Annotated in this window: 20 protein-coding genes and 1 tRNA gene; 10 read left to right on the top strand and 11 right to left on the bottom strand. The window is 72.9% G+C overall.

Annotated features, from left to right (window positions below; genetic code table 11):
- Positions 1 to 92 precede the first annotated feature (92 nt).
- The 3 genes from ACQP03_RS03905 to ACQP03_RS03895 all read right to left on the bottom strand — a co-directional run bounded on the left by ACQP03_RS03905 (position 93) and on the right by ACQP03_RS03895 (position 2,892).
- Positions 93 to 1,043, bottom strand: coding sequence for a 4-(cytidine 5'-diphospho)-2-C-methyl-D-erythritol kinase (locus ACQP03_RS03905; protein WP_357396388.1), 951 nt, complete (start codon positions 1,041 to 1,043; stop codon positions 93 to 95).
- Between the two features lie 86 nt (positions 1,044 to 1,129).
- Positions 1,130 to 1,999 carry a 16S rRNA (adenine(1518)-N(6)/adenine(1519)-N(6))-dimethyltransferase RsmA gene (gene rsmA / locus ACQP03_RS03900; protein WP_363660071.1) on the bottom strand — a complete coding sequence of 290 codons (870 nt, stop codon included), beginning with the start codon at positions 1,997 to 1,999 and terminating at the stop codon, positions 1,130 to 1,132.
- A complete protein-coding gene (locus ACQP03_RS03895; RefSeq protein ID WP_357396394.1) occupies positions 1,993 to 2,892 on the bottom strand; it encodes a TatD family hydrolase in 900 nt (299 codons plus the stop codon). Before ACQP03_RS03895 ends, rsmA begins: the two co-directional genes overlap by 7 nt.
- A 76-nt stretch (positions 2,893 to 2,968) precedes the next feature.
- On the opposite strand from ACQP03_RS03895, the gene ACQP03_RS03890 reads away from it, so the two are divergent.
- The gene (locus ACQP03_RS03890; RefSeq protein ID WP_357124540.1) at positions 2,969 to 4,216 is read left to right on the top strand and encodes a hypothetical protein; all 1,248 of its coding nucleotides are present in this window, start codon (positions 2,969 to 2,971) and stop codon (positions 4,214 to 4,216) included.
- 43 nt (positions 4,217 to 4,259) lie between these two features.
- Here the strand turns inward: ACQP03_RS03890 and metG are convergent, their stop codons facing one another.
- Positions 4,260 to 6,062, bottom strand: a complete 1,803-nt coding sequence (metG, locus tag ACQP03_RS03885) for a methionine--tRNA ligase (RefSeq protein ID WP_357124537.1) — start codon at positions 6,060 to 6,062, stop codon at positions 4,260 to 4,262.
- A 313-nt stretch (positions 6,063 to 6,375) separates the two neighbouring features.
- Entirely contained in the window at positions 6,376 to 6,630 is a 255-nt protein-coding gene (locus tag ACQP03_RS03880; RefSeq protein ID WP_433460295.1) for a hypothetical protein, read from the bottom strand.
- Positions 6,631 to 6,728: 98 nt separating this feature from the next.
- Between ACQP03_RS03880 and ACQP03_RS03875 the strand changes: the two genes are divergently transcribed.
- Complete coding sequence (locus ACQP03_RS03875) at positions 6,729 to 7,457, top strand: hypothetical protein (protein WP_433460293.1); 729 nt, start codon at positions 6,729 to 6,731, stop codon at positions 7,455 to 7,457.
- Positions 7,458 to 7,470: 13 nt separating this feature from the next.
- Here ACQP03_RS03875 and rsmI read toward each other — a convergent pair whose 3' ends face one another.
- Positions 7,471 to 8,310 (bottom strand): 16S rRNA (cytidine(1402)-2'-O)-methyltransferase, encoded by an 840-nt coding sequence (rsmI, locus tag ACQP03_RS03870; protein ID WP_396831793.1) that lies wholly within the window; start codon positions 8,308 to 8,310, stop codon positions 7,471 to 7,473.
- A 255-nt stretch (positions 8,311 to 8,565) separates the two neighbouring features.
- Here rsmI and ACQP03_RS03865 point away from each other — a divergent pair, with 255 nt between their 5' ends.
- The 3 genes from ACQP03_RS03865 (at position 8,566) to ACQP03_RS03855 (ending at position 12,581) form a co-directional block, all read left to right on the top strand.
- On the top strand, positions 8,566 to 10,119 hold the full coding sequence (locus ACQP03_RS03865; protein ID WP_357124704.1) for a dolichyl-phosphate-mannose--protein mannosyltransferase: 1,554 nt from the start codon (positions 8,566 to 8,568) through the stop codon (positions 10,117 to 10,119).
- A gap of 387 nt (positions 10,120 to 10,506) precedes the next feature.
- Positions 10,507 to 11,799 (top strand): VWA domain-containing protein, encoded by a 1,293-nt coding sequence (locus tag ACQP03_RS03860; protein ID WP_357124528.1) that lies wholly within the window; start codon positions 10,507 to 10,509, stop codon positions 11,797 to 11,799.
- Complete coding sequence (locus ACQP03_RS03855; protein ID WP_357171849.1) at positions 11,799 to 12,581, top strand: peptidase; 783 nt, start codon at positions 11,799 to 11,801, stop codon at positions 12,579 to 12,581. The genes ACQP03_RS03860 and ACQP03_RS03855 overlap by 1 nt, the downstream gene beginning before the upstream one ends.
- Positions 12,582 to 12,634: 53 nt before the next feature.
- Here ACQP03_RS03855 and ACQP03_RS03850 read toward each other — a convergent pair whose 3' ends face one another.
- Positions 12,635 to 12,904 carry a hypothetical protein gene (locus ACQP03_RS03850; protein ID WP_357124522.1) on the bottom strand — a complete coding sequence of 90 codons (270 nt, stop codon included), beginning with the start codon at positions 12,902 to 12,904 and terminating at the stop codon, positions 12,635 to 12,637.
- Between the two features lie 183 nt (positions 12,905 to 13,087).
- Here ACQP03_RS03850 and ACQP03_RS03845 point away from each other — a divergent pair, with 183 nt between their 5' ends.
- Together ACQP03_RS03845 and ACQP03_RS03840 are read left to right on the top strand one after the other, a co-directional pair.
- Positions 13,088 to 13,753, top strand: a complete 666-nt coding sequence (locus ACQP03_RS03845; protein WP_357396405.1) for a 4'-phosphopantetheinyl transferase family protein — start codon at positions 13,088 to 13,090, stop codon at positions 13,751 to 13,753.
- A gap of 138 nt (positions 13,754 to 13,891) precedes the next feature.
- A complete protein-coding gene (locus ACQP03_RS03840) occupies positions 13,892 to 14,740 on the top strand; it encodes a DUF4352 domain-containing protein (RefSeq protein WP_357124516.1) in 849 nt (282 codons plus the stop codon).
- Positions 14,741 to 14,792: 52 nt separating this feature from the next.
- Here the strand turns inward: ACQP03_RS03840 and ACQP03_RS03835 are convergent, their stop codons facing one another.
- Positions 14,793 to 15,794, bottom strand: a complete 1,002-nt coding sequence (locus tag ACQP03_RS03835; RefSeq protein ID WP_357396407.1) for a hypothetical protein — start codon at positions 15,792 to 15,794, stop codon at positions 14,793 to 14,795.
- 183 nt (positions 15,795 to 15,977) lie between these two features.
- On the opposite strand from ACQP03_RS03835, the gene ACQP03_RS03830 reads away from it, so the two are divergent.
- The 3 genes from ACQP03_RS03830 (at position 15,978) to ACQP03_RS03820 (ending at position 18,399) form a co-directional block, all read left to right on the top strand.
- The gene (locus tag ACQP03_RS03830) at positions 15,978 to 16,676 is read left to right on the top strand and encodes a hypothetical protein (RefSeq protein WP_357396409.1); all 699 of its coding nucleotides are present in this window, start codon (positions 15,978 to 15,980) and stop codon (positions 16,674 to 16,676) included.
- A 316-nt stretch (positions 16,677 to 16,992) separates the two neighbouring features.
- Positions 16,993 to 17,571, top strand: coding sequence for a hypothetical protein (locus tag ACQP03_RS03825; RefSeq protein ID WP_357396411.1), 579 nt, complete (start codon positions 16,993 to 16,995; stop codon positions 17,569 to 17,571).
- Between the two features lie 144 nt (positions 17,572 to 17,715).
- Positions 17,716 to 18,399: a lytic polysaccharide monooxygenase auxiliary activity family 9 protein gene (locus ACQP03_RS03820; protein WP_357124504.1), complete on the top strand. Its 684-nt coding sequence runs from the start codon at positions 17,716 to 17,718 to the stop codon at positions 18,397 to 18,399.
- Positions 18,400 to 18,479: 80 nt separating this feature from the next.
- On the opposite strand, the gene ACQP03_RS03815 is transcribed toward ACQP03_RS03820, so the two are convergent.
- The 3 genes from ACQP03_RS03815 to ACQP03_RS03805 all read right to left on the bottom strand — a co-directional run bounded on the left by ACQP03_RS03815 (position 18,480) and on the right by ACQP03_RS03805 (position 20,412).
- A tRNA-Ala gene (locus ACQP03_RS03815) sits at positions 18,480 to 18,556 on the bottom strand.
- Between the two features lie 246 nt (positions 18,557 to 18,802).
- Positions 18,803 to 19,582 (bottom strand): divisome protein SepX/GlpR, encoded by a 780-nt coding sequence (gene sepX, locus ACQP03_RS03810; protein ID WP_357396413.1) that lies wholly within the window; start codon positions 19,580 to 19,582, stop codon positions 18,803 to 18,805.
- 179 nt (positions 19,583 to 19,761) lie between these two features.
- Positions 19,762 to 20,412, bottom strand: a complete 651-nt coding sequence (locus ACQP03_RS03805; RefSeq protein ID WP_355048988.1) for a GNAT family N-acetyltransferase — start codon at positions 20,410 to 20,412, stop codon at positions 19,762 to 19,764.
- Between the last annotated feature and the right edge of the window lie 8 nt (positions 20,413 to 20,420).

The following is a 20,420-nucleotide window of genomic DNA, read 5'->3' as shown; positions in this document are numbered from 1 at the left end:
ATCAAGGCGTCCGGGTGCCGGCGGGCACCTCGGGACGCCTGACCCAAGGGTACGCGGACGTCCCGGCCGGCCGCGCCGGCCGGGGAGCACCGTCAGACGACGCGCGCGCCCGCCACCGGGCCGTGTGCGACCCGCGCCTCCCGGCACACGCCGGCGCTGGTCAGCTCGGCGGCGATCCGTTCGGCGTCGGCGGCGTCGGTGGCGAGGAAGACGCAGGTGGGGCCCGAGCCGGAGACGATGCCGGTGAGCGCGCCGGCAGCCTCGCCGGCCTTCAGGGTGTCGGTCAGGGCGGGGCGCATCGCGAGCGCCGCGTCCTGGAGGTCGTTGCCGAGCGTACGGGCGAGAACCCGGGGGTCGCGCTGGCGCAGCGCGCCGAGCAGGGCGTCGGTGCTGCCCAGCGGCGTGCTGGCGGTGCCGGAATCGCGCAGCCGGTCCAGCTCACGGTACGCGGCCGGCGTGGACAGACCGCCGTCGGCGATCGCCACCACCCAGTGCCAGGACGTCGGCCGGACCAGTACCGGGCTGACCGCCTCGCCGCGTCCGGTGCCCAGCGCGGTGCCCCCGTAGACGAGAAACGGCACGTCCGAGCCGAGGTCGGCGGCGATCCCGGCCAGCTCGTCGCGGGACAACCCGGTGCCCCAGAGCGTGTCGCAGGCCACCAGCGCGGCGGCCGCGTCGGCGCTGCCACCGGCCAGCCCACCGGCGAGGGGGATCTGCTTGCGCAGGTGCAGACGGGCGTGCGGCAGGACACCGGCGTACCCGGCCAGGGCGTGTGCCGCCCGGATCACCAGGTTGGAGTCGTCCAGGGCAAGCTCACCGGTGCCCTCGCCCTCCATCGTGAGGGCGAGGGTGTCGCCCCGGCGGGCGGTCAGCTCGTCGTAGATGGAGATCGCGTGGTAGACGGTGTTCAGCTCGTGGTAACCGTCGCGGCGCAGCGGCCCCACCCCGAGGTGCAGGTTGACCTTCGCGGGCACCCGCACCCGTACCGGGCCGATGGCCCCGCGCCGCTCGTCCTCGTCGTCCGGTCGCCAGGCCTCGGTCACGGGGCGAGGTCCCGCACGCGCAGGCGGATGTCGAACGGCTTGGCCACGATCAGCTCCTCGGCGTCCTGGGCGGGCACGGCGCCAGCCTACTTCGCGGCCGGCGTACCGGCCGGAGCCGACGCGGCGATGGCCGCGAACTGCTCCACGGTCAGCGACTCGCCGCGGGCGCCCGGGTCGACGCCGGCGGCGGTGAGGGCGGCCACGGCCCGGTCCGGGCCGCCGGCCCAGCCGGCGAGCGCCGCGCGCAGGGTCTTGCGGCGTTGCGCGAACGCCGCGTCCACCACGGCGAAGACCCGCTTCCGGGGTACGTCGGGTCGGGGCGGCTCGTGACAGGTGAAGGCGACCAGACCGGAGTCGACGTTGGGGACCGGCCAGAACACGTTCGGCGGCACCCGCCCGGCGCTGCGGGCGTCGGCGTACCAGGCGAGCTTGACCGACGGGATGCCGTACACCTTGGAGCCGGGACCGGCGACGAGCCGGTCGGCGACCTCCTTCTGCACCATCACCAGACCGTGCCGCAGGCTGGGCAGCTCGGCGAGCAGGTGCAGCACCACGGGCACGGCGACGTTGTACGGCAGGTTCGCGACCAGCGCCGTCGGCGGCGGACCGCCCAGCTCGGCGGCGGTGACGCGCAGCGCGTCGGCGCGGTGCACGGTGAGTCGGTCGGCGTCCGCTCCGGCGTGCCGCGCGGCGGTCTCCGGTAGCGCGACCGCGAGCGTGGGATCGATCTCCACGGCGTGCACATGCCCGGCGACCGGCAGCAGTCCCAGGGTGAGCGAGCCGAGGCCGGGGCCGACCTCCAGCGCCACATCGTCGGGCGTCAGGCCGGCGGCGGTGACGATCCGCCGGACGGTGTTCGGGTCGTGCACGAAGTTCTGGCCCAGCTTCTTGGTGGGCGCGACGCCGAGCCGGCTGGCGAGTTCCCGGATCTCCGCCGGGCCGAGCAGGCTCACCACGGGCCGAAGGCCCGGTCGCCGTTGGCGGAGATGGCCGTGCACAGCTCGTCCAGGTCGCTGCCGGTGGTCGCGGCGAGGGCGCGGACGGTCAGCGGGATCAGGTACGACGCGTTCGGCCGGCCCCGGTGCGGCGTCGGGGTGAGGTAGGGGGCGTCGGTCTCCACCAGGATCTGGTCCAGCGGTGTGAGCGCGGCGGCCTCGCGCAGGGCGGTGGCGCTGCCGAAGGTGACGGTGCCGGCGAAGCTGAGCAGGTAGCCCCGGCGCACACACTCGCGGGCGAACTCGGCGTCGCCGGAGAAGCAGTGCAGCACCACCGTCTCCGGTGCGCCCGCGTCGTCGAGAATTCGCAGCACGTCCGCGTGGGCGTCCCGGTCGTGGATGACGAGCGTCTTGCCGTACCGCTTGGCGATGGCGATGTGCGCCCGGAAGCTCTCCTCCTGCGCGGCCCGCCCCTCGTCGCCGGTGCGGAAGAAGTCCATCCCGGTCTCGCCGATCCCCCGGACCCGGTCGCGGGCGGCCAACGACTCGATCTCCCGCAGCGCCTCGTCGAGGTCCGCCAGCCGGGGCGCCTCGTTGGGGTGCAGCGCCACGGTGGCCAGCACGGCCCGATGCCGGTCGGCGATGTCCGCGCCCCAGCGCGAGGACGCGACGTCCACGCCCACCTGGACCAGCCGGTCCACGCCCACCTTGGCGGCCACCGTGATCGCCGTGGCGACCGGGTCGTCGGACGGCCCGCCGCCCGGTACGCCGGCCTCACTGACGGTGATGTCCAGGTGGGTGTGGCTGTCCAGCACCGGCCGGGGCAGCGGCTCGGGGGCGGGCGGGAACTCTCCGGCCCGCCGGGCGGCACGCTCGCGGCGGGTTTCAGTCGGCTCGCTCATCAGCGACAGCATCACACACCGGCGTCGTCCATCCGCCCGCCACCCGGCGTTCACCTCGACTACGCCGCGCGACTCTACCGTCGCGGCAATGACGGTCACACCTCACGCGAGCGACGCGGCCGGCGAGCGGATCGGCCTGCGGGTGGCGTTCGGCGGGGACGTGTACCCCGCCGAGGAGATCGCCCGGGGCGCCGCGTACGAGCTGTTCAGCGCCGAGGAGGTGGCCGGCTTCGAACGGGCGCCCCGACCGGGCAGCGCCCTGCCGTGGCATCGGTTCGTGCACGTCACCGAGGTGAACGCGGTGCACGGCGCAGTCGAGGCGGCCGAGGAGCCGGAGACGCCGCTGATGCTGCCGGCGCACCGGGAGCACGGTTGGTCGCACGTACACCAGCTCAGCCAGCAGCCGTCCGCGGCGGGTGACCCGGTGGTGGCCGCGGTGCGCGCCTCGGCGGTGGTGCGGCGCGGAACCCGGATGGTGAAGATGCTCTCCGCACGGCAGCTCGCCGGGTACGTGCGGGGCTGGCTGCCGCACGGCTTCTGCTATCGGGAGCACGACGTGGCGCACCTGCGCACGCCGGCGACGACCGCCGTGCTGCGCACCGACGGGGACGTCGGGCGGGACGGATCGGACGTGGCGTACGCGCTGCGCTGGCGGGCGGCCGACCCGGGCGACTACGACGTGCCGGTGGGCGAGGCGCACCGGGGCCTGACCGCGCTCAGCTCCCGGGACCGGGTGGGCCCCTCGGTGCTGGGCACCGGTTTCGCGCCGAGCAACGGCCAGCTCATCCCGGAGTTCGTGACCCGGGACTTCGCCGACCTGCCGATGCCGGCGAACGCGACGCTGCTGGCGTACACCGCCGAGGGGATGGAGGTGGTGCTCTACAGCTACCAGGCCGAGCAGCGCGCGTGGTTGCGGATGGTCGGCCCGCAGTGGCGGCACCTGCTGGCCGCGGTCCCGGGCCTCTCCCCCGACCAGGAGTTCGTGCCGACCGGCGACGCCCCGCGCTCCACCCAGCTCGTCGGCCGCTACGGCGACACGGAGTACGAGGCGGTGGCCGACCTGCCCGGAGGTTTCCGGGTGCTGGCGATGACCCGGGCGGCCCGCTACCCGGTGGAGGCGGTGGCCCGCCGGCTCCGGTTCGCCACCTGGCGGGGCGTGCCGTGCCTGGTGCTGCGCGAGGAGGCCGGCTGGCTGCGGTTACGGCTGCGCCACCCCGACCCGGAGGCAGTGGTCAACACCGGCGCGCAGTGCCACGACCGGGGCGTCTACGAGACCTGGGCGCCGGGCGTCGAGGTCACCGAGGACCAGGTCATGGACACCCGGTACGCGCTCTGACGACACGCGGCGGCCGGACGTGCCGCCGCGTGCCGCCAAACGCTCAGCCGACCAGGCGGGCCAGTTCCTCGTCGACGATCGACGGGTCGAGCTTGCGGAACACCGGCGTCGGCGCGGTCAGCGGCCGGCCGGTCTCGATCGGCACCGACTCCCAGCGCGCGCCCACCGTGTAGTCCCCGGTGAGCACCGGGTACGACGGACCCCCGTCCAGGTCGTCGACCTGCTCGATGACGGGCATCGGCGCGTGTACGTCGGTGCCGCCGAGCAGCTCGTACACCTTCTGCGCGGAGTGCGGCAGGAACGGGGTGAGCAGCGTGTTGGCGTCGCTGACCACCTGGAGGGCGACGTGCAGGATGGTGCCCTGGCGGGGCTTGTCGGCCTCGGCCTTGAGCTTCCACGGCGCCTGCTCGGAGAGGTACTTGTTCGCCTCGGCGACCACCCGCATGGCCTCACCGATGGCCTGCTTCTGCCGGTGCCGGCCAATCAGGTCACCGACCGTGTCGAAGCCGGTCCGGGCGACGGCGAGCAGCGCCTCGTCGGCCTCCGTGAGCCCGGCCGGGTCGACCGGCGGGATGGCCCCGAAGTTCTTCGCCGCCATCGAGACGCACCGGTTGACCAGGTTGCCCCAGCCGGCGACCAGCTCGTCGTTGTTGCGGCGCAGGAACTCCGCCCAGGTGAAGTCGGTGTCGTTACTCTCCGGGCCGGCGGCGGCGATGAAGTAGCGCAGCGCGTCGGCGTCGTAGCGCTCCAGGAAGTCCCGGACGTAGATGACCACCTTGCGGGACGAGGAGAACTTGCGCCCCTCCATGGTCAGGTACTCGCTGGAGACCACCTCGGTGGGCAGGTTCAGCCGGCCCAGCTCGCCCGGCTCACCGTCGCGGGAGCCCGCACCGGAGTAGCCGGAGAGCAGCGCCGGCCAGATCACCGAGTGGAAGACGATGTTGTCCTTGCCCATGAAGTAGTAGGACTGGGAGTCCTTCCCCTGGCCGTCGGCGGACCACCACTTCCGCCACGCCTCCGGGTCGCCGGAGCGGCGGGCCCACTCGATCGAGGCCGACAGGTAGCCGATCACCGCGTCGAACCAGACGTAGATCCGCTTGTCGGGGCGGTCGCGCCAGTCGTCGAGCGGGATCGGCACACCCCACTCCAGGTCGCGGGTGATCGCCCGGGGCTGGAGGTCGTCGAGCAGGTTGCGGGAGAACCGCAGCACGTTGGGCCGCCACCCCTGGCGGGTGTCCAGCCACTGCCGCAGCACGTCGGCCAGGGCGGGCAGGTCCAGGAAGAAGTGCTCGGTCTCGACGAACTTCGGGGTCTCGCCGTTGATCCGCGACTTCGGGTCGATCAGGTCGATCGGGTCGAGCTGGTTGCCGCAGTTGTCGCACTGGTCGCCGCGGGCGCTGTCGTAGCCGCAGATCGGGCAGGTGCCCTCGATGTACCGGTCGGGCAGGGTGCGCCCGGTGGACGGCGAGATCGCGCCCATGGTCGTCTTGGGCACGATGTAGCCGTTGCGGTACATCCCCTCGAACAACTCCTGCACCACGGCGTAGTGGTTGCGGGTGGTGGTGCGGGTGAACAGGTCGTAGGAGAGGCCGAGGCCGTGCAGGTCCTCCACGATCACCCTGTTGTACCGGTCGGCCAGTTCGCGCGGGGTGACTCCGTCGGCGTCGGCCTGCACCTGGATGGGGGTGCCGTGCTCGTCGGTGCCGGAGACCATGAGCACGTCGTGGCCGGCCATCCGCATGTACCGGGCGAAGACGTCGGAGGGAACGCCGAAACCGGAGACGTGGCCGATGTGGCGGGGGCCGTTGGCGTACGGCCAGGCCACTGCCGCGAGAACGTGACTCATGAGCAGCAAGCCTAGTGACCCGTCCGGCGGGCCCGCGAACCAATAGGGGGTGACGGGTCGACGGACCGGGCTGAGCCCCTCGGCCTTTGGTCCGATTTGTCGCCGACACGCGGTCCAGCTGCCCGTTCGGCCCCCACTGCCGGTGTGCAATGAACCTCGTGACTGGCAGACGAGCGGCTCGGGACCATGACGAGCGTCCCATTGGGCCGACGGCCGACGACGAGCCCGGCAGGGCGTCCGAGGCGTCCCGGGGCGGCGCGGTCGCGCCCCAACCCCGCCCGGTGCCCGCCGCCGACCCGGCCGCCGACCACCGTCAGGACCCCGCGCCGAGCCCGGTGCCACAGCCGGGCGCCGCGCCGAGTCCCGCGCCACGCGCCGGTGCCGGGTCACGGCCGAGCCCCACCCCGGCCGCCGACGCCGACCCCGGCGCGCCCCAGCCCGACGGCGCCCACGCCCAGCCCGGCCCGGCCGCACCCGCCGGGCCCGGCCGCCGAGCGGCCACCGGCCGGCTCATCCGCAGAGCGGCCACCGGCCGGCTCATCCGCAGAGCGGCCACCGGCCGGCTCATCCGCCGAGCGGCCACCGGCCGGCTCGTCCGCCGAGACGGCGGCGGCCGGGAGCGCGACACCCGCCGCTGTCGAACCGGGTCAGGCGGCGACGGCCGAGGTGGAGCCGACCACCGGGGCGCCGGTGGACGCGGTGCCGCGCCGGGTGCCGGTCCGTCAGCAGAGCCGCGGCCGGGACGCGTACCGCTCCGACGGGACGGAGCCGCCGGACGACGGCGGCGCCTTCTGGGCGCCGATCGAGGAGGTGCACTGGGACGGCACCCCGGTCCGGGAGGACCCCGCTCCCGGGCCCCGCACCCCGGCGACGGGTCGTCGCGCCACCGCACGGACGGCGGTACCGCCCGACCCACTGGTCGGATTGACCGTGCTGGTGCTGTTGAGCCTGGTCACCGCCTTCTTCGCCTGGGTCAGCGCGGGACCGTTCTGGCTCGCCGTCGGGCACGCGCGCGACGGCACCGTGGTGATCGACTCCTGTGCCGGCGGTGGGCTCACCCAGCGTTGCCGGGGGATCTTCACGGCGGACGGGGGACGGTTCCTGGCGCACGGCGTACGCGTCAGCGGCGTACCCGCCGGGGGTGGCGCTCCCGGGACCGCGCACCGGGCCCGGATGACCGGACCGGCCGGCAGCACCGCGTACGCCGACACCGGCGCGAGCCGGCACCTGCGCTGGCTGCCCGGGTTGGTGGTGGTGCTCGGCTGCGCCGCCGGCATCGTCCGGTGGACCGGGTCGGCCCGGCTGCCCGGCCGGCGACACCGCCGGTGGGCGGTGGCCGCTGCGCTCGCCGGCCCGACGCTGATCACCCTCGGCTTCCTGGCCGCCGCCTGGTGAGCGCGGCGGCGGGTCAGCTGTGCACGATCGTGTAGACCTCGCGGCGGCGTAGGGCGTACTCGGTGGCGACATCGGTGATGGCGTCCCGGCGGGACCGTCCGGCGGCCTCCCGCTCGGCGACCGCGGCGCGCAGGGTCTCGTCGTCGGGGCGTTCCGCGGCGGTCACCGGCGCGCCGGCCACCACCAGGGTGATCTCCCCGCGCGGCTCGGTCTCCGCGGCCCAGCGGGCCAGCTCACCGAGCGGACGACGGAGGACCTCCTCGTACGTCTTGGTCAGCTCCCGGCAGAGCGCGGCCGGCCGGTCCGCGCCGAACGTGTAGGCCAGGTCGGTGAGCGCCGCGCCGATCCGGTGCGGCGCCTCGAAGAAGACGAGGGTGCGCTCCTCGGCGGCGAGCGCGCGCAGGCGGGACCGGCGGGCGCCGCCGGCCCGGGGGAGGAACCCCTCGAAGCAGAACCGGTCGCAGGGCAGCCCGGAGACGGCGAGGGCGGTGGTCACCGCGCTGGGCCCGGGGGCGACGGTGACCGGCGCGCCAGCGTCCAGCGCGGCCCGGACCAGTCGATATCCCGGGTCGGAGACGCTCGGCATGCCGCCGTCGGTCACCAGCGCCACCGCGTACCCACCGAGGATGACCTCGACGAGTTCGGGTGTACGCCGTTCCTCGTTGCCCTCGAAGTAGGAGACGATGCGGCCTCCGACGGTGATGTCGAGGTCGCGGGCCAGCCGGGTGAGGCGGCGGGTGTCCTCGGCGGCCACCACGTCGGCGCTCGCCAGCACCTCGCGGAACCGGACCGAGGCGTCGGCGGGGTTGCCGAGCGGGGCGCCGAGCAGGATCAGGCGTCCAGCTTCGGACATTTCACCCACGACATCGTCTCCTTCATTGACAGCGGATACCGGTATCAGGGACGACGGGCGCCACAGGACACCCTGGCAGCCTACGATCGCCGGGTGACGAGTGCGTCGACAGCGCAGAGCCCGAGCGTCGAGCCGGCAGGAACGGTCGAGGTTTCCGGCGAGCCCAGCCCCCATCAGGAAGCGGCGACGCCGCCTGCCGACAGCGGAGGTGCGTCCGCCGCGGTCCGTCGCCGGTTCGCCACCGTCGACAGCCGGATGGACCCGTACTCGTGGCTGGCCACCGCCGTGGTGGTGGCCATCGCGGCGATCCTGCGCTTCGTCGGCCTGTCCAGCCCCAAGGGCAAGATCTTCGACGAAACGTACTACGCCAAGGACGCGTACGGGCTGATCAGCCGGGGCGTCGAATGGAACTATAAGGACAACGTCCCGTCGTACGTGGTGCATCCGCCACTGGGCAAGTGGCTGATCGGCATCGGCGAGTGGGCCTTCGGCTATCAGGACGCGGATTCGAAGGTGTCTGTCGGCGGGCACCTGTTCACCGCCGCGCCGGAGTTCGGCTGGCGGTTCTCGGCGGCCCTGATCGGCACGCTGTCGGTGCTGCTGCTGGTCCGCATCGGCCGGCGACTGTTCCGCTCGACGGTGCTCGGCTGCGCGGCCGGCCTGCTGCTCGCGTTGGACGGTTTCCACCTGGTGCTGTCCCGCGCCGCGCTGCTCGACATCTTCCTGCTGTTCTTCGTGCTGGCGGCCTTCGGCGCGCTGGTGCTCGACCGGGACGCCCGGCGTCGGCGCTGGGCACGCGCGCTTGACGACGGCCTCGACCCCAGCCTGCCCGGCCGTGCGGGCCGACCGTCGACCGGTTGGCGGACGTGGCCGTGGTGGCGGCTGGCCGCCGGGGTGCTGATCGGCTGCGCCTGCGCGGTCAAGTGGAGCGCGCTCTACTTCGTGCCGGTGTTCGCCCTCTTCGTGGTCCTCTGGGAGGTCGGGCTCCGCCGGTCGGCCGGCGTCCGCCGGCCCTGGCGGGACACCCTGCTCGACGAGGTGCCCTGGCTGGTGCTGGCGGGGGTGCTGATGGTCGGCACCTACCTGGCGACCTGGTCGGGGTGGTTGCTGAGCGACGACGGCTACTACCGGCTGGCGACGTCGTCGGCGTACCCGACGGGGTCACTCAGCGACACGCCTGTCATCGGCCCGCTGGTCAACCTCTACGAGTACCACCGCGCCGCGTACGGTTTCCACGCCCAGCTCGACGACCCGCACAAGTACCAGTCGTGGCCGTGGCAGTGGCTGCTGCTCGGCCGCCCGGTCGCCTTCCACTGGTCGGGGGACGGCGCCTGCGGCGCACCGACCTGCGCCTCGGAGATCCTGCTGCTGGGCACTCCGCTGCTGTGGTGGTCGTTCCTGCCCGCTCTGGTGGCGCTCGTCTGGTTGGGCATCGCCCGTCGGGACTGGCGGGCCGGCGCGATCCTGCTCACCGTGGCCGCGGGTCTGCTGCCCTGGTTCTGGTTCGCCCTCGACGGCCGGACGATGTTCTCGTTCTACGCGGCCCCGGCGCTGCCCTTCCTGGTACTCGCCGTGGTGTACGTGCTGGGCGCGTTGATCGCCCCGGCCGGGGGTGACGTGGGTGAGACGAAAACCCTGGTGCCCGGCGACGCCGGCTACGAACGACGGTTGGTGGGCAGCATCGCGGCCGGGGCGTACGTGCTGCTGGTGGGGCTGTGCTTCGCCTACTTCTACCCGATCTTCGTGGGCAAACTGATCCCGTACTCGGACTGGCTGGCCCGGATGTGGCTCGACGGTCGCTGGATATAAGCACCGGCAGGCGACGCGCCGCACAGCGCGAAGGACATCGGGCCCGCACGCGTGACGCGTGCGGGCCCGATGCTTGCCTGCGAAGTTCCAGACAAAGAAGTTCCAGACAAAGACGTTCCAGACAAAGACGCGCGCCCCGATCGCCTGCCACGGGGGAAGCGGGCGATTGGGGCGCGCATGAAGAGCTTAACCACCGCGCGCCACCGGCACAACGGGTCAACTTGGGTCGGATTTCCGACCGATTCCGGCCGGGCCGAGGACTATCCTCCGGCCGTTGACCGAGGGTGACCTGACGTGGACCCAGCGCCCTCAAGGGGCGCTTTGGCCGTCCGGAACGACCAACCACCCCGACGGCCATCCAAAGTGGATCTCACTACACTGCGGGCCGTGATCAACTTCAGACGATCGGCGGCCGTCCTTCTCGGACTGTTGGCGACCACCGCGCTGACCGGGCCGGTCCCGGCGGCGGCCGACGAGGAGCAGGTGGCCGAGCCACCCCGGGTTGAGCTGGTGCTCGACGTCAGCGGCTCGATGCGGGCAGCGGACATCGACGGACGCAGCCGGATCTCGGTGGCCCAGCAGGCCTTCAACGACGTGGTGGACGCGCTGCCCGAAGAGACCCAGCTCGGCATCCGGGTGCTCGGCGCGACCTACAAGGGCAAGGACAAGAAGGTCGGCTGCCAGGACACCCAACAGATCGTGCCGGTCGGTCCGGTAGACCGGACCGCGGCCAAGGCAGCGGTGGCGACACTCCGGCCGACCGGGTTCACCCCGGTCGGGCTGGCACTGCGCTCCGCCGCACAGGACCTGGGCACCGGGGCCACCACCCGGCGGATCGTGCTGATCACCGACGGGGAGGACACCTGCGCCCCGCCGGACCCGTGCCAGGTGGCCCGGGAACTGGCCGCGCAGGGCACCAGCCTGGTCGTCGACACGCTCGGCCTCGCACCCGACGAGAAGGTACGCCGGCAGTTGTTGTGCATCGCCGGGGCGACCGGCGGCACGTACACCGCGGCGCAGAGCGCCGACGAGCTGACGGGCCGGATCAAGCAGCTCGTCGAGCGGGCCGGCGACACCCACACCCGGGCGCCGACAGTGGTCGGCGGCACCGACGCCTGCGGGTCCGCGCCGCTGCTCGCCCCCGGGGTGTACGCCGACCGGGAGTCGTTCTCCGAGCACCGCTACTACCGGGTGCCCGTACGCCCGGGTCAGGAGCTGCGCGCGTCGGTAAGCATGGCGCTGGACCGGCCGGTGAACCGGGACTACGGGGTGCTGCTGCGGGCCACCGCGGCGGACGGACGGGAACTGGTGCGGGGCGCGGACGCCGGCAGCGGCCGTGCCGACGTGCTCTCCGCCGGTCTGCGCTGGTCGGCCACGGCGGACGAGGAGGACGCCGCCGACGAGGACGCCGCCGAGGCGAGCCCGACGCCGACCGTCGAGCCCACCACCGTCTGCCTGGTGGTCAGCAACTCGTTCGCCGCACGCCCGGGGACCGCGGCCACGCCCGGCCTGCCGGTGGAGCTGACCATCGACGTGGTCGCCGCCGCCGGCGCCCCGGACGGCCCCGATCTCGGCCGTGGCTGGGTCCTGCTCGCCCTGCTCACCGTTGCGGGCCTGCTCACCGGCCTGGTCGCCGGCCTGCTCACCCGCTGGTGGGTCGCCACCTGGAGGGAGAACTGATGCGTACCGCACTGTTCCGGTCGCTGGCGGCGCTGCTCACCGTCGGCGGGGTCGCGTTACTGCCCGCGGCGGCCGTGGCCGCCCCCACCCCGTCGCCGGGCGCCACTGCCGTGACCCGGGCCGGCACCTCGTTCCTCACCGCCACGCCGATCACCGCCGGTCAGCCGGTACGCGTGGACGCCTCCGTCGGGGACCACCTGTACTGGTCGTTCACCGCGACGGCCGGGCAGGTCCACGAGATCAACGCCACCGTCACCTTCCCGAAGGCCCGCAGCGGCGCCTCCACGTGGACGATCGACGTGTTCGACGGGTTGCGTCGGCGGCAGGCGTGCACCGCCGGGGCACAGACACCGACGGTCGACGGCAAGGCGTCCAGCGTGGCGCTGGGCTGCACGCTGCGCGAGGTCCGTCCCTGGGCGGAACCGTGGTCGGCCGATCCGCTGCCCGGCACGTACGTGGTCCGGCTCTCGGTCACCGACCTGCCCGAGCCGGACCTGGGCGCACCCGTCGACGTGGACCTGCTGGTCGGCGTCGTCACCGACCGGGGCGCCTCAGCCGATGACGGCGAGCTGGCCGCACCGCTGGTGCCGAACACGAAGGCGGGCACGGTGCTCAACGCCGTACCGACGCCGGAGCCGGCGGCCGACGACGAGACCGGCTCGCTGACGGACTGGCTGCCGGATCTCGGCTCGCGCTGGATCTGGACCGGCATCGGCGGCGTGCTCGCCGCGGTGGCCGGGGTGGTCGGCTTCGCTCTGACCCGGCGGCCCCGGCGACCCTGAGTCGGCCGTGTCCGTCGGTGGCCCCGCCCGCCCCGGGCGGGGCCACCGACGGTTCAGCCTCGTCGCGTCCCCCGCGGCAGCCAACCGATGAAACGGTCCTGCAACGACATCACCGGCGCTGCCCGCAAATCCTCGGCGGCGGCGGCGAGACAGGAGCCCAGGTAGACGCTGAGCATCGCGCGGTCCCCCCCGTACTCCGCCAGCAGCCGGTCGCGCTTCGTCGTGCACGGCCACTCGTCGCCGCAGGAGCCGCAGTTCCAGCCCGGGGTCGTCGGTGCGTGGTCGTCGGCCCGACCCCCTGGCCGTTCGGCGCCATCGCTCATCGCAGCTCCTTCAGATGCTCACGGGACTTGGCAGCTCTTGATGGTGGTCCCCCCGGAGCCATCATGGAGAGCGCGACGCGTCCCTCCGGTGTTACATCTTTGCGGTACGTTCTGCGGTCGTGGGAGTCGGAAATTTGACGGTCCAGAGAACGCCTGCTCGCTACCCATCGGTAGGGCTCCGCCGTGCGTGATCTCCTACCGCCAACGGTCGCCGTGGCGGTCGCCGCGCCCGACGACTGGACCGGCGACCTCCTCGACGCGGAGCAGGCGTGTCTCGGCGACCAGGCGGTGCAGACCCGTCGACGGGACTTCACCGCCGGCCGGGTCTGTGCCCGCCGGGCCATGGCCGACCTCGGCCTGCCTGCGGTGGCCGTGCCCAGCGCCGCCAACCGGGCGCCCGTCTGGCCGGCGGGCGTGGTGGGCGCCATCACCCACACCGCCGGCTACTGCGCCGCCGCCGCGGCGCGCGCCACCGACGTGCGGTCCGTCGGTATGGACGCCGAGCAGCACCGCGAGATTGATGCGGGGGTACGCCGACTCGTGCTGCTGCCCGAGGAGGAGGAGCACTACGCGCGACTTCCCTCCGGCATCCGGTGGCCGATCGTGTTCTTCAGCGCCAAGGAGACCGTCTACAAGGTCTGGCACCCGGTCGTCGGGTCCTGGCTGGACTTCCACGACGCCCGGCTGGAGATCGACCCGGACGCCGGCACGTTCACCGCTCGGATCGCGCCGACGCGGGTGGACGCGGCGGAGGCCGCCGAGGTCGCGGACCCGCCGAGCACGGTCCACGGCCGGTTCGTGGTCGCCGACGGCCTGGTCCGCACCGCTGCCGTCCTCGCACCGCGCTGACCGCCACCATCCATGGTGGTCACCGCGGCGGCCTGCGGAGGCCGTGGGACGCGGGCCGGCGTGCCGACCGGCCGCCCGGCGTCGCGAGGTAGCGTCGGCGCGTTCCCGAACCGCACGTACGAGGCGTCAAGGAGTACGGTGACCCACCCCCAACCCCCCGTCGGACCGCAGGACCTTCAGCAGCCGAGTCCGGAGCCGCTGCTCCCGGCCACACCGCGGCAGTCCGCCGCAGACCCGACGGTTCTGCCGGCGACGCCCAGCCCCTGGTCGACTGCGGGCAGCGAGCCGGTCCCGCCGCCGTACTCCGGCGCCGCGTACCCGCAGGGCGACGGGCCGGGCCATCGGCTCACGATGCCGCCACCCGTCCCGCCGACGACGACGTCGCAGCGGACCGTGGTCGCCGTCGCGGTGACGACGGCCGTGCTCGCCCTGTTGTTCTGCGCCGGCGGCATCGTGGCCGTCGTCATCGGTGCGAAGCACGCCGCCAACGAGGTGACCGAGGCGCTGCCCACCCCCGGCGTCAGCAGCGACGCCGGGCAGCCGGCGGCCGGGGCCATGCCCTCGCCCGTACCATCCGTCGCCGCCGGCAGGGCCCGGAACATGTCCGTCGGGGACACTCTCGTCATCGACGACAACGGCGGCACCGTCGAGATCACCGTGACGAAGTTCCACACCGCCACGAAGCCCTGCAAGACGTACGGCCTGAAGCCCGACGAGGGCATGTTCGTGATCGCGGACGTGACGGTGACGGTGACCAAGGGCACCGGCTCGGCGAACCCGCTCTTCTTCCAGTGGGTCGCCGCCGACGGCACCGAGACCAACGCGGTGACGGGTGCCTTCTCCGGCTGCGGCAAGCCGATCCCGGCCGGCAACGACCTGGCCGCGGGCAGCAGACGTACCGGCAGCGTGGTGTTCGATGTGCACGACACGTCGGGGGTGCTGGAGTACCAGCACCGGTTCGCGACCGCCGGCTCCTGGCGGCCCTGACGTGCTGGTGGGGCCGGCCCGATGATCGGACCGGCCCCACGCGTTCGACAGGTCAGCAGCCGGTCCACCGGACCGGGGTCACCCGGTCGGCGTTCCGGAAGCCGACGATGGCGCCGGTGTCGGCAATGGCCCTCGCGCCGACGTTGCCGCCGCCCGGCAGGACCCGGGAGGTGGCGCCACGGGTGACCAGGGCACCGCCCACCACGACGCCCTTGGCGTTCACGTCGTCGAGCCCGGCCTCCGGGTCGAGGATCACGTGCGACCCGTTGCGGAGGTCCCACCGGACCTTCGCCGGGTTGTCACCGCCGAGCCAGACCTGGCCGATCGCCCAGTGGCCCGCGGCGGCGTTGACCACCGTCGACCCACCACCGGCGACCGCGAGCGGCTTGACCTTGCCGTTCGGGCGGCGGACCCATCCGGTCCAGTCGCCGAAGGGTCCCGCCTGACCGACGACGGTTCCGTTCGGCGTGATGCCGGTCGCCTGGGCGTCGACCGGGGCGTCGAGCACCTCGACCGTCCCCGGCCGGGCGGCCGGCCAGCGCAGGGCGCTGAACTCGCCGGGCACGATGTCGGAGCCGTAGCCGACGATGTCACCCGCGGAGTTGATGGCGGTGACGAAAATGCCGGTGGACGGCGGCACCGGCAACTGCTGGAGCTTGCCGTCGCGGTACGTCCACGGCCGTCCGATGCCGCTCTCCGCCCAGCCGTTGGCGATCACGGTGCCGCTCTCGTTGACGTCGACCGGGTGGAGTCCGTTGCCCGGCGCCACGATCTCGGTGAGCCGCTGCCTGTCCCAGACCAGCAGCAGATACTGGTTGTCGCTCTCACCGACCCGCAGGGCCGTGCCGGCGACGAAGCGGCCCGACGGGTCGATCGCGCTCGCGTCGGCGCGGTAGGTGTCCGTCGGGTAGGGCAGTGTGCTGATGGCGCAGGCGCTGGCGGTGGTCCTCGCGGGCGCGGCGGTCGCCGTCGAGGACAGGGCGACCCCGAGGGAGGCGGCCAGCAGTCCGGCGGCGGTGCCGGCGAGCATCCTGCGTCGAGCGGTGTACGTCATCTCTTCTCCCCGTGTGAAGCCCGGCGTTCCCGGGCATCGACTTATGCCAGATCCACACCGGAAGACGTCACACGGTTGCGGCCTGTCCGATGAGCGACGTGATCGGTCCTGCCGGCTTGCGGTCTGCTATGGACGGCTGGAGAGCCCTTGCCCCGTATCCGTCGTGGCCTCAGGATCGGACGCGTGATCATCGACCCACGTCCGGGCCGCGCGCTGGACTACCACCTGGTCCTGCCCGCATCGGACGGCCACGACGGGGAGAGCGTTCTCGTCGAGGAGTTCACCTGCCAGGACGACCTCTGCGCCACCGGGCTGCACAGCGCGAGTTGGACACCGAGCGATGGCTGGTGGAGTTCCGCCTCGCTGAGCCGCGGTCTGCGGGCGGACCCCGCCGTACTCGCCCGGGTCGTTCCCGTCGGACGCGCCGAGGCGGCAGACGCCTACCGACGCCTCGGCGGCGGTGAACTCCCGTCCGAGGTCGTGCTGCGGACGTACTTCCGCGACCATCAACCGATCGCGGCGGCCACGCCCCTGCGACTCGGCCCGACCCAGCCGCCGCCGGAGGGCTTTCACGAACGACGCGTGTACCGCGTCCTGTTCGCGAAGGACCTGCGGGCGGAGCAGGTGACGGCCCTGCGAAGCCGCTGGCGCACGACGGGCGGTGGCACCGCCGGATCGGTCGCCGACGGGCGTCACGACAGTGGCGGCGCCCGGTTCACCTGGGACCTGAGACGGGTCGGCCACACACTCGCCTGGGGCCTCGACGTGACGGTCCTGATGCGAGAAGGCGGGGCCCCGGCGGTGCGCGAGACCCTGATGAACCTCACGAACCTGCTGCGGCAGCAGGGGCTGATCACCGTGACGACCGAACGGTTCGCCTAACCGCCGTGCCGATTTTGCAATGATGTACGTCGATGTTGCCAGAGTGGTGCCAGACGTGTTGGAATGGCTCGTATCGCCGCAGCGCGGGGGCAACCGCGCTGGAAACGGCCAGCGCGGGAGCAGCGCAGTGCCGGCAGCGCGCCGATTGGGCAGACGCTCGCCTGTCGCACAGCCGGGCCATCTCCGTGACGACGGACAGCTCGCCGTTCCCGTCGTCCGCACCCCCGACACATGCCCCCGATGGCCGACGCGCCCGCCGGGGCGTCCGGTCCGGTCCGTGAGGACGCCGGAACCGGCGACGAGGTGAGAGGCAATGATGAGTTCCCCAGAGAGTGCCGCCAGGTGGTACCGCAACCGCCTGGTGTGGGTGGCGGTGATCCTGCTGGCGGTGTCGGCCGGTGCGGTCGTACTGGTCAGGCAGGCGAATCAGGACGCGAAGCCGGCGGACCTGCAGGCCCAGATCACCGCCCGGATGCGGACGACGCTCGAACAGGCCGACCCGGGGCAGCACAACCATGCCGGCCACGGCGCCCAGCAGGTGGCCACCGAGGGTAAGCCGCCGGTGATCTGCGGGGTCCGCGTCTACGGGTACGAGCCGACCGACGCCGCCGCGCTGGCCGACGTGCGCACGGTCTACGGCTTCCACCTGTGCGGAGTCGCCGAGAAGAAGCGCCCCTGGGACGTGGCGGTCAAGCTGGCCGGGCCCGTGATCATGGATATGTCGACAAACCCTCCGGGCATCCAGGTGGTGGAGGCGACCGCCGATGTCATGTTCGTCGACCGGCTTCGGCAGATGTTCCCGGACAAGTACGAGGAGTTGGCGCTCAAGGAGGCGTTGACCCAGTCCGAGATGGCCGACCAGCGTCGCCGGTACGACGCCGCAGCCGGCCTCTGAGCACGTTCCCCCGCTCGGTGGTGACCACTCTGACCACCTCATATCCCATTTTAGATAGATCAGCATTGATATTTAGACACATGGATGTAACAGTGGGTTTGGGAGCGTTCCCACCCGATCACCCCCGAGAACGGAGGATGAACCGTGCGTTCAACCAAGTCCGATCAATCCGGCGGGCGACCCCGGTCAACCGTCCGTCGGTCCCTCCAGGCGCTGGTCCTGCTGTTCGCCATGGTGGCCGGCGCACTGCCCTCGGTCGGCGCGGCCCAGGCACACGGCACCGTCATCAACCCGGCGACTCGCGCCTACCAGTGCTGGAAGACCTGGGGCAACCAGCACACGAACCCGGCCATGCAGCAGCAGGACCCGATGTGCTACCGGGCGTTCCAGGCCAACCCCGACACCATGTGGAACTGGATGAGCCAGCTGCGCGACGGTCTCGGCGGCCAGTTCCAGGCCCGCACCCCGGACGGGCAGCTCTGCAGCAACGCCCTCTCCCGGAACGACTCGCTCAACCAGCCGGGAGCCTGGAAGTCGACCCCCGTCAGCCGCAACCTGACGGTCCAGATGTACGACCAGGCCAGCCACGGCGCTGACTACTTCCAGGTCTACGTCTCGAAGCAGGGGTTCAACCCGGCCACCCAGAAACTCGGGTGGGGCAACCTGGACCTGATCGCGACGACCGGCCGCTACGCGCCGGCGCAGAACATCTCGTTCAACGTCTCGATCCCGTCCTCGCGCAGCGGGAACCACATCCTGTTCGTGATCTGGAAGGCGTCGCACATGGACCAGACGTACATGTGGTGCAGCGACATCACCGTCAGCTGACGGCAGGACTCGACAGCCACCACAGACGTCGAGGGCGGGTTCTCGGTCTCCCGAGAACCCGCCCTCGACGTGCTATCCGCTGGTGGAGCTGAGGGGATTTGAACCCCTGACCCCCTCGATGCGAACGAGGTGCGCTACCAGTCTGCGCCACAGCCCCCCACCGGCGAACCGGCTTCGGTCCCACCCGGCTTGCACCGGGCGGGCCGGCAGCAAGGCTAACAGGTCGGCCGCCTCCACCGCGAATCCGCCCCCGGTGCGCCGCACCGGCCCGTTCCGAGATCCACTCGACGTCCTGGAAACCGGGGCATCCCGGACACTCAGACACCACCCCTTCCCGGAAATCGAGTCGATCAAGCGTCCGACGAGGGCCGCGAGAGCGGGCCAAGCACCCGGGCGAGCGCGGTCACGCGCCGCGGCCGGCCTCGTAGGGGCGGCCGCGCAGGCCACCCGAGCGGCGGTACGAGACCGAGCCGCCGTTGACCGCCGCCGGCAGGTCCGCAGGGCGGTCGAGGCCCATGGCGGCTCGGCGTACCACCTCGCGTTGGGCCGCCAGACGACGCTGCGCCTCCCGGCGGGCCGCCGCGCGACGGGCCTGCTCGCGGCGGACCTCGGCCTGGCGGGCGGCCAACCACGCCGCCTCCCGGGCCCGGGCGCGACGCCGGCGGCGAGCGGCGAGGGCTCGCCTGCGCAGGTGTACGACGTACACGGCCAGCAGCATGAAGGTGACCGAGAAGCCGATCCAGAAGCCAGGGCTGACGAACAGCACGCCGATCAGCTCGACGACGTTGAGCAGCAGCAGCGCGGCGAGCACGCGGCGTCGCCGGTACACGGCGGGGGTGTGCTGCCGGCGCGGCGGACGGCGGCGGGGACGCTTCGCAGCCGGCGGCACGGCGCGCAACCGGCCGGAGCGACGGGCCGCCGGGGGCGCGGAGACCGGTACGGCCAACTTCCCCGTAGTCGCATCTTCACTGAGCGTGACGACAAGCGAGCGCGGCGGGTGGAGGGGCTGCCGTCCCGGCACAGTGCGACGCCGCCGACGGCGTTGGAGCACCCGCGCCGTCGACTGCGCCCGCTCCGCCACCAGCCGCTCGGTGGCGTCGTACCGGCGAACCAGCGCCGGGGCCAGGGCGAGCAGGCCGGCGGCGGCGAGGACGGCGAGGAGCACCGAGGTCGGCACCCTCACCCCTCCCGTCACCGAATTCGGAGCAACCGCTCCCCGACCGCAGGATCTTCCACCGATCACGCCTGAGCGCGTGGATCATCCGGGCGGTGAGCGCTTGCCGCAGCTTGCAGTTACTTGAGGTTACGGTGAACCGACCGGGATACCGCAGCGCCGCGCCGATCCCGTGCGTGGGACAGTCGTTACCGCGCGGTCGCGCGGATCCGGTGCCAGCGGGCCAGCAGACCGCCCTCGGCGGCGACCTCCTCGCTCGTCATCGCGTATCCGATGTGGTCGCGCCACGCGCCGTCGATGTGCATGTAGCGCACGTGGTACGACTCCTCGCGGAAGCCCAGCTTCTCCACCACCCGCCGCGACGGGCGGTTCTCCGGCCGGATGTTGACCTCGATCCGGTGGAGTCCACCGGGGCCGAACGCGTGGTCGACGGCGAGCGCGAGCGCGGTCGGGATCACACCCTGGCCGGCCACCCGGGCGTCCACCCAGTAGCCGACGTAACCGGAGCAGAAGGCGCGGCGCACGATGCTGCCGACGTTGAGGTGCCCGACCAGCCGATCCCGGTCGGCCTCGCGCAGGCAGACCGCGAACGGCATTCCCTCGCCCTCACGGGCCGAGCGCCGCTGGTCACGGTGCACCCACCGGAACGCGGCCGGCGAGTTCAGCTCGTCCCAACCGCCCGGCAGCGACGACTCCCAGGGCGCCAGCCAGGCCTGGTTGGCCCGGCGTACCTGTGACCACGCCGCCGCGTCGGAGCGCCGGTACGGGCGCAACAGCACCGGCCCGTCGACCAGCACCGCAGGCCAGCCGGGCGCACGGACCGGTCCGAAGAGACTCACCCGCACAG

This window comes from Micromonospora sp. CA-248212 (genome assembly GCF_050948405.1).
GTDB lineage: Bacteria > Actinomycetota > Actinomycetes > Mycobacteriales > Micromonosporaceae > Micromonospora.
Note: the sequence above shows the minus strand (reverse complement) of the source record. Positions and strands in the feature narration are given on the sequence as shown.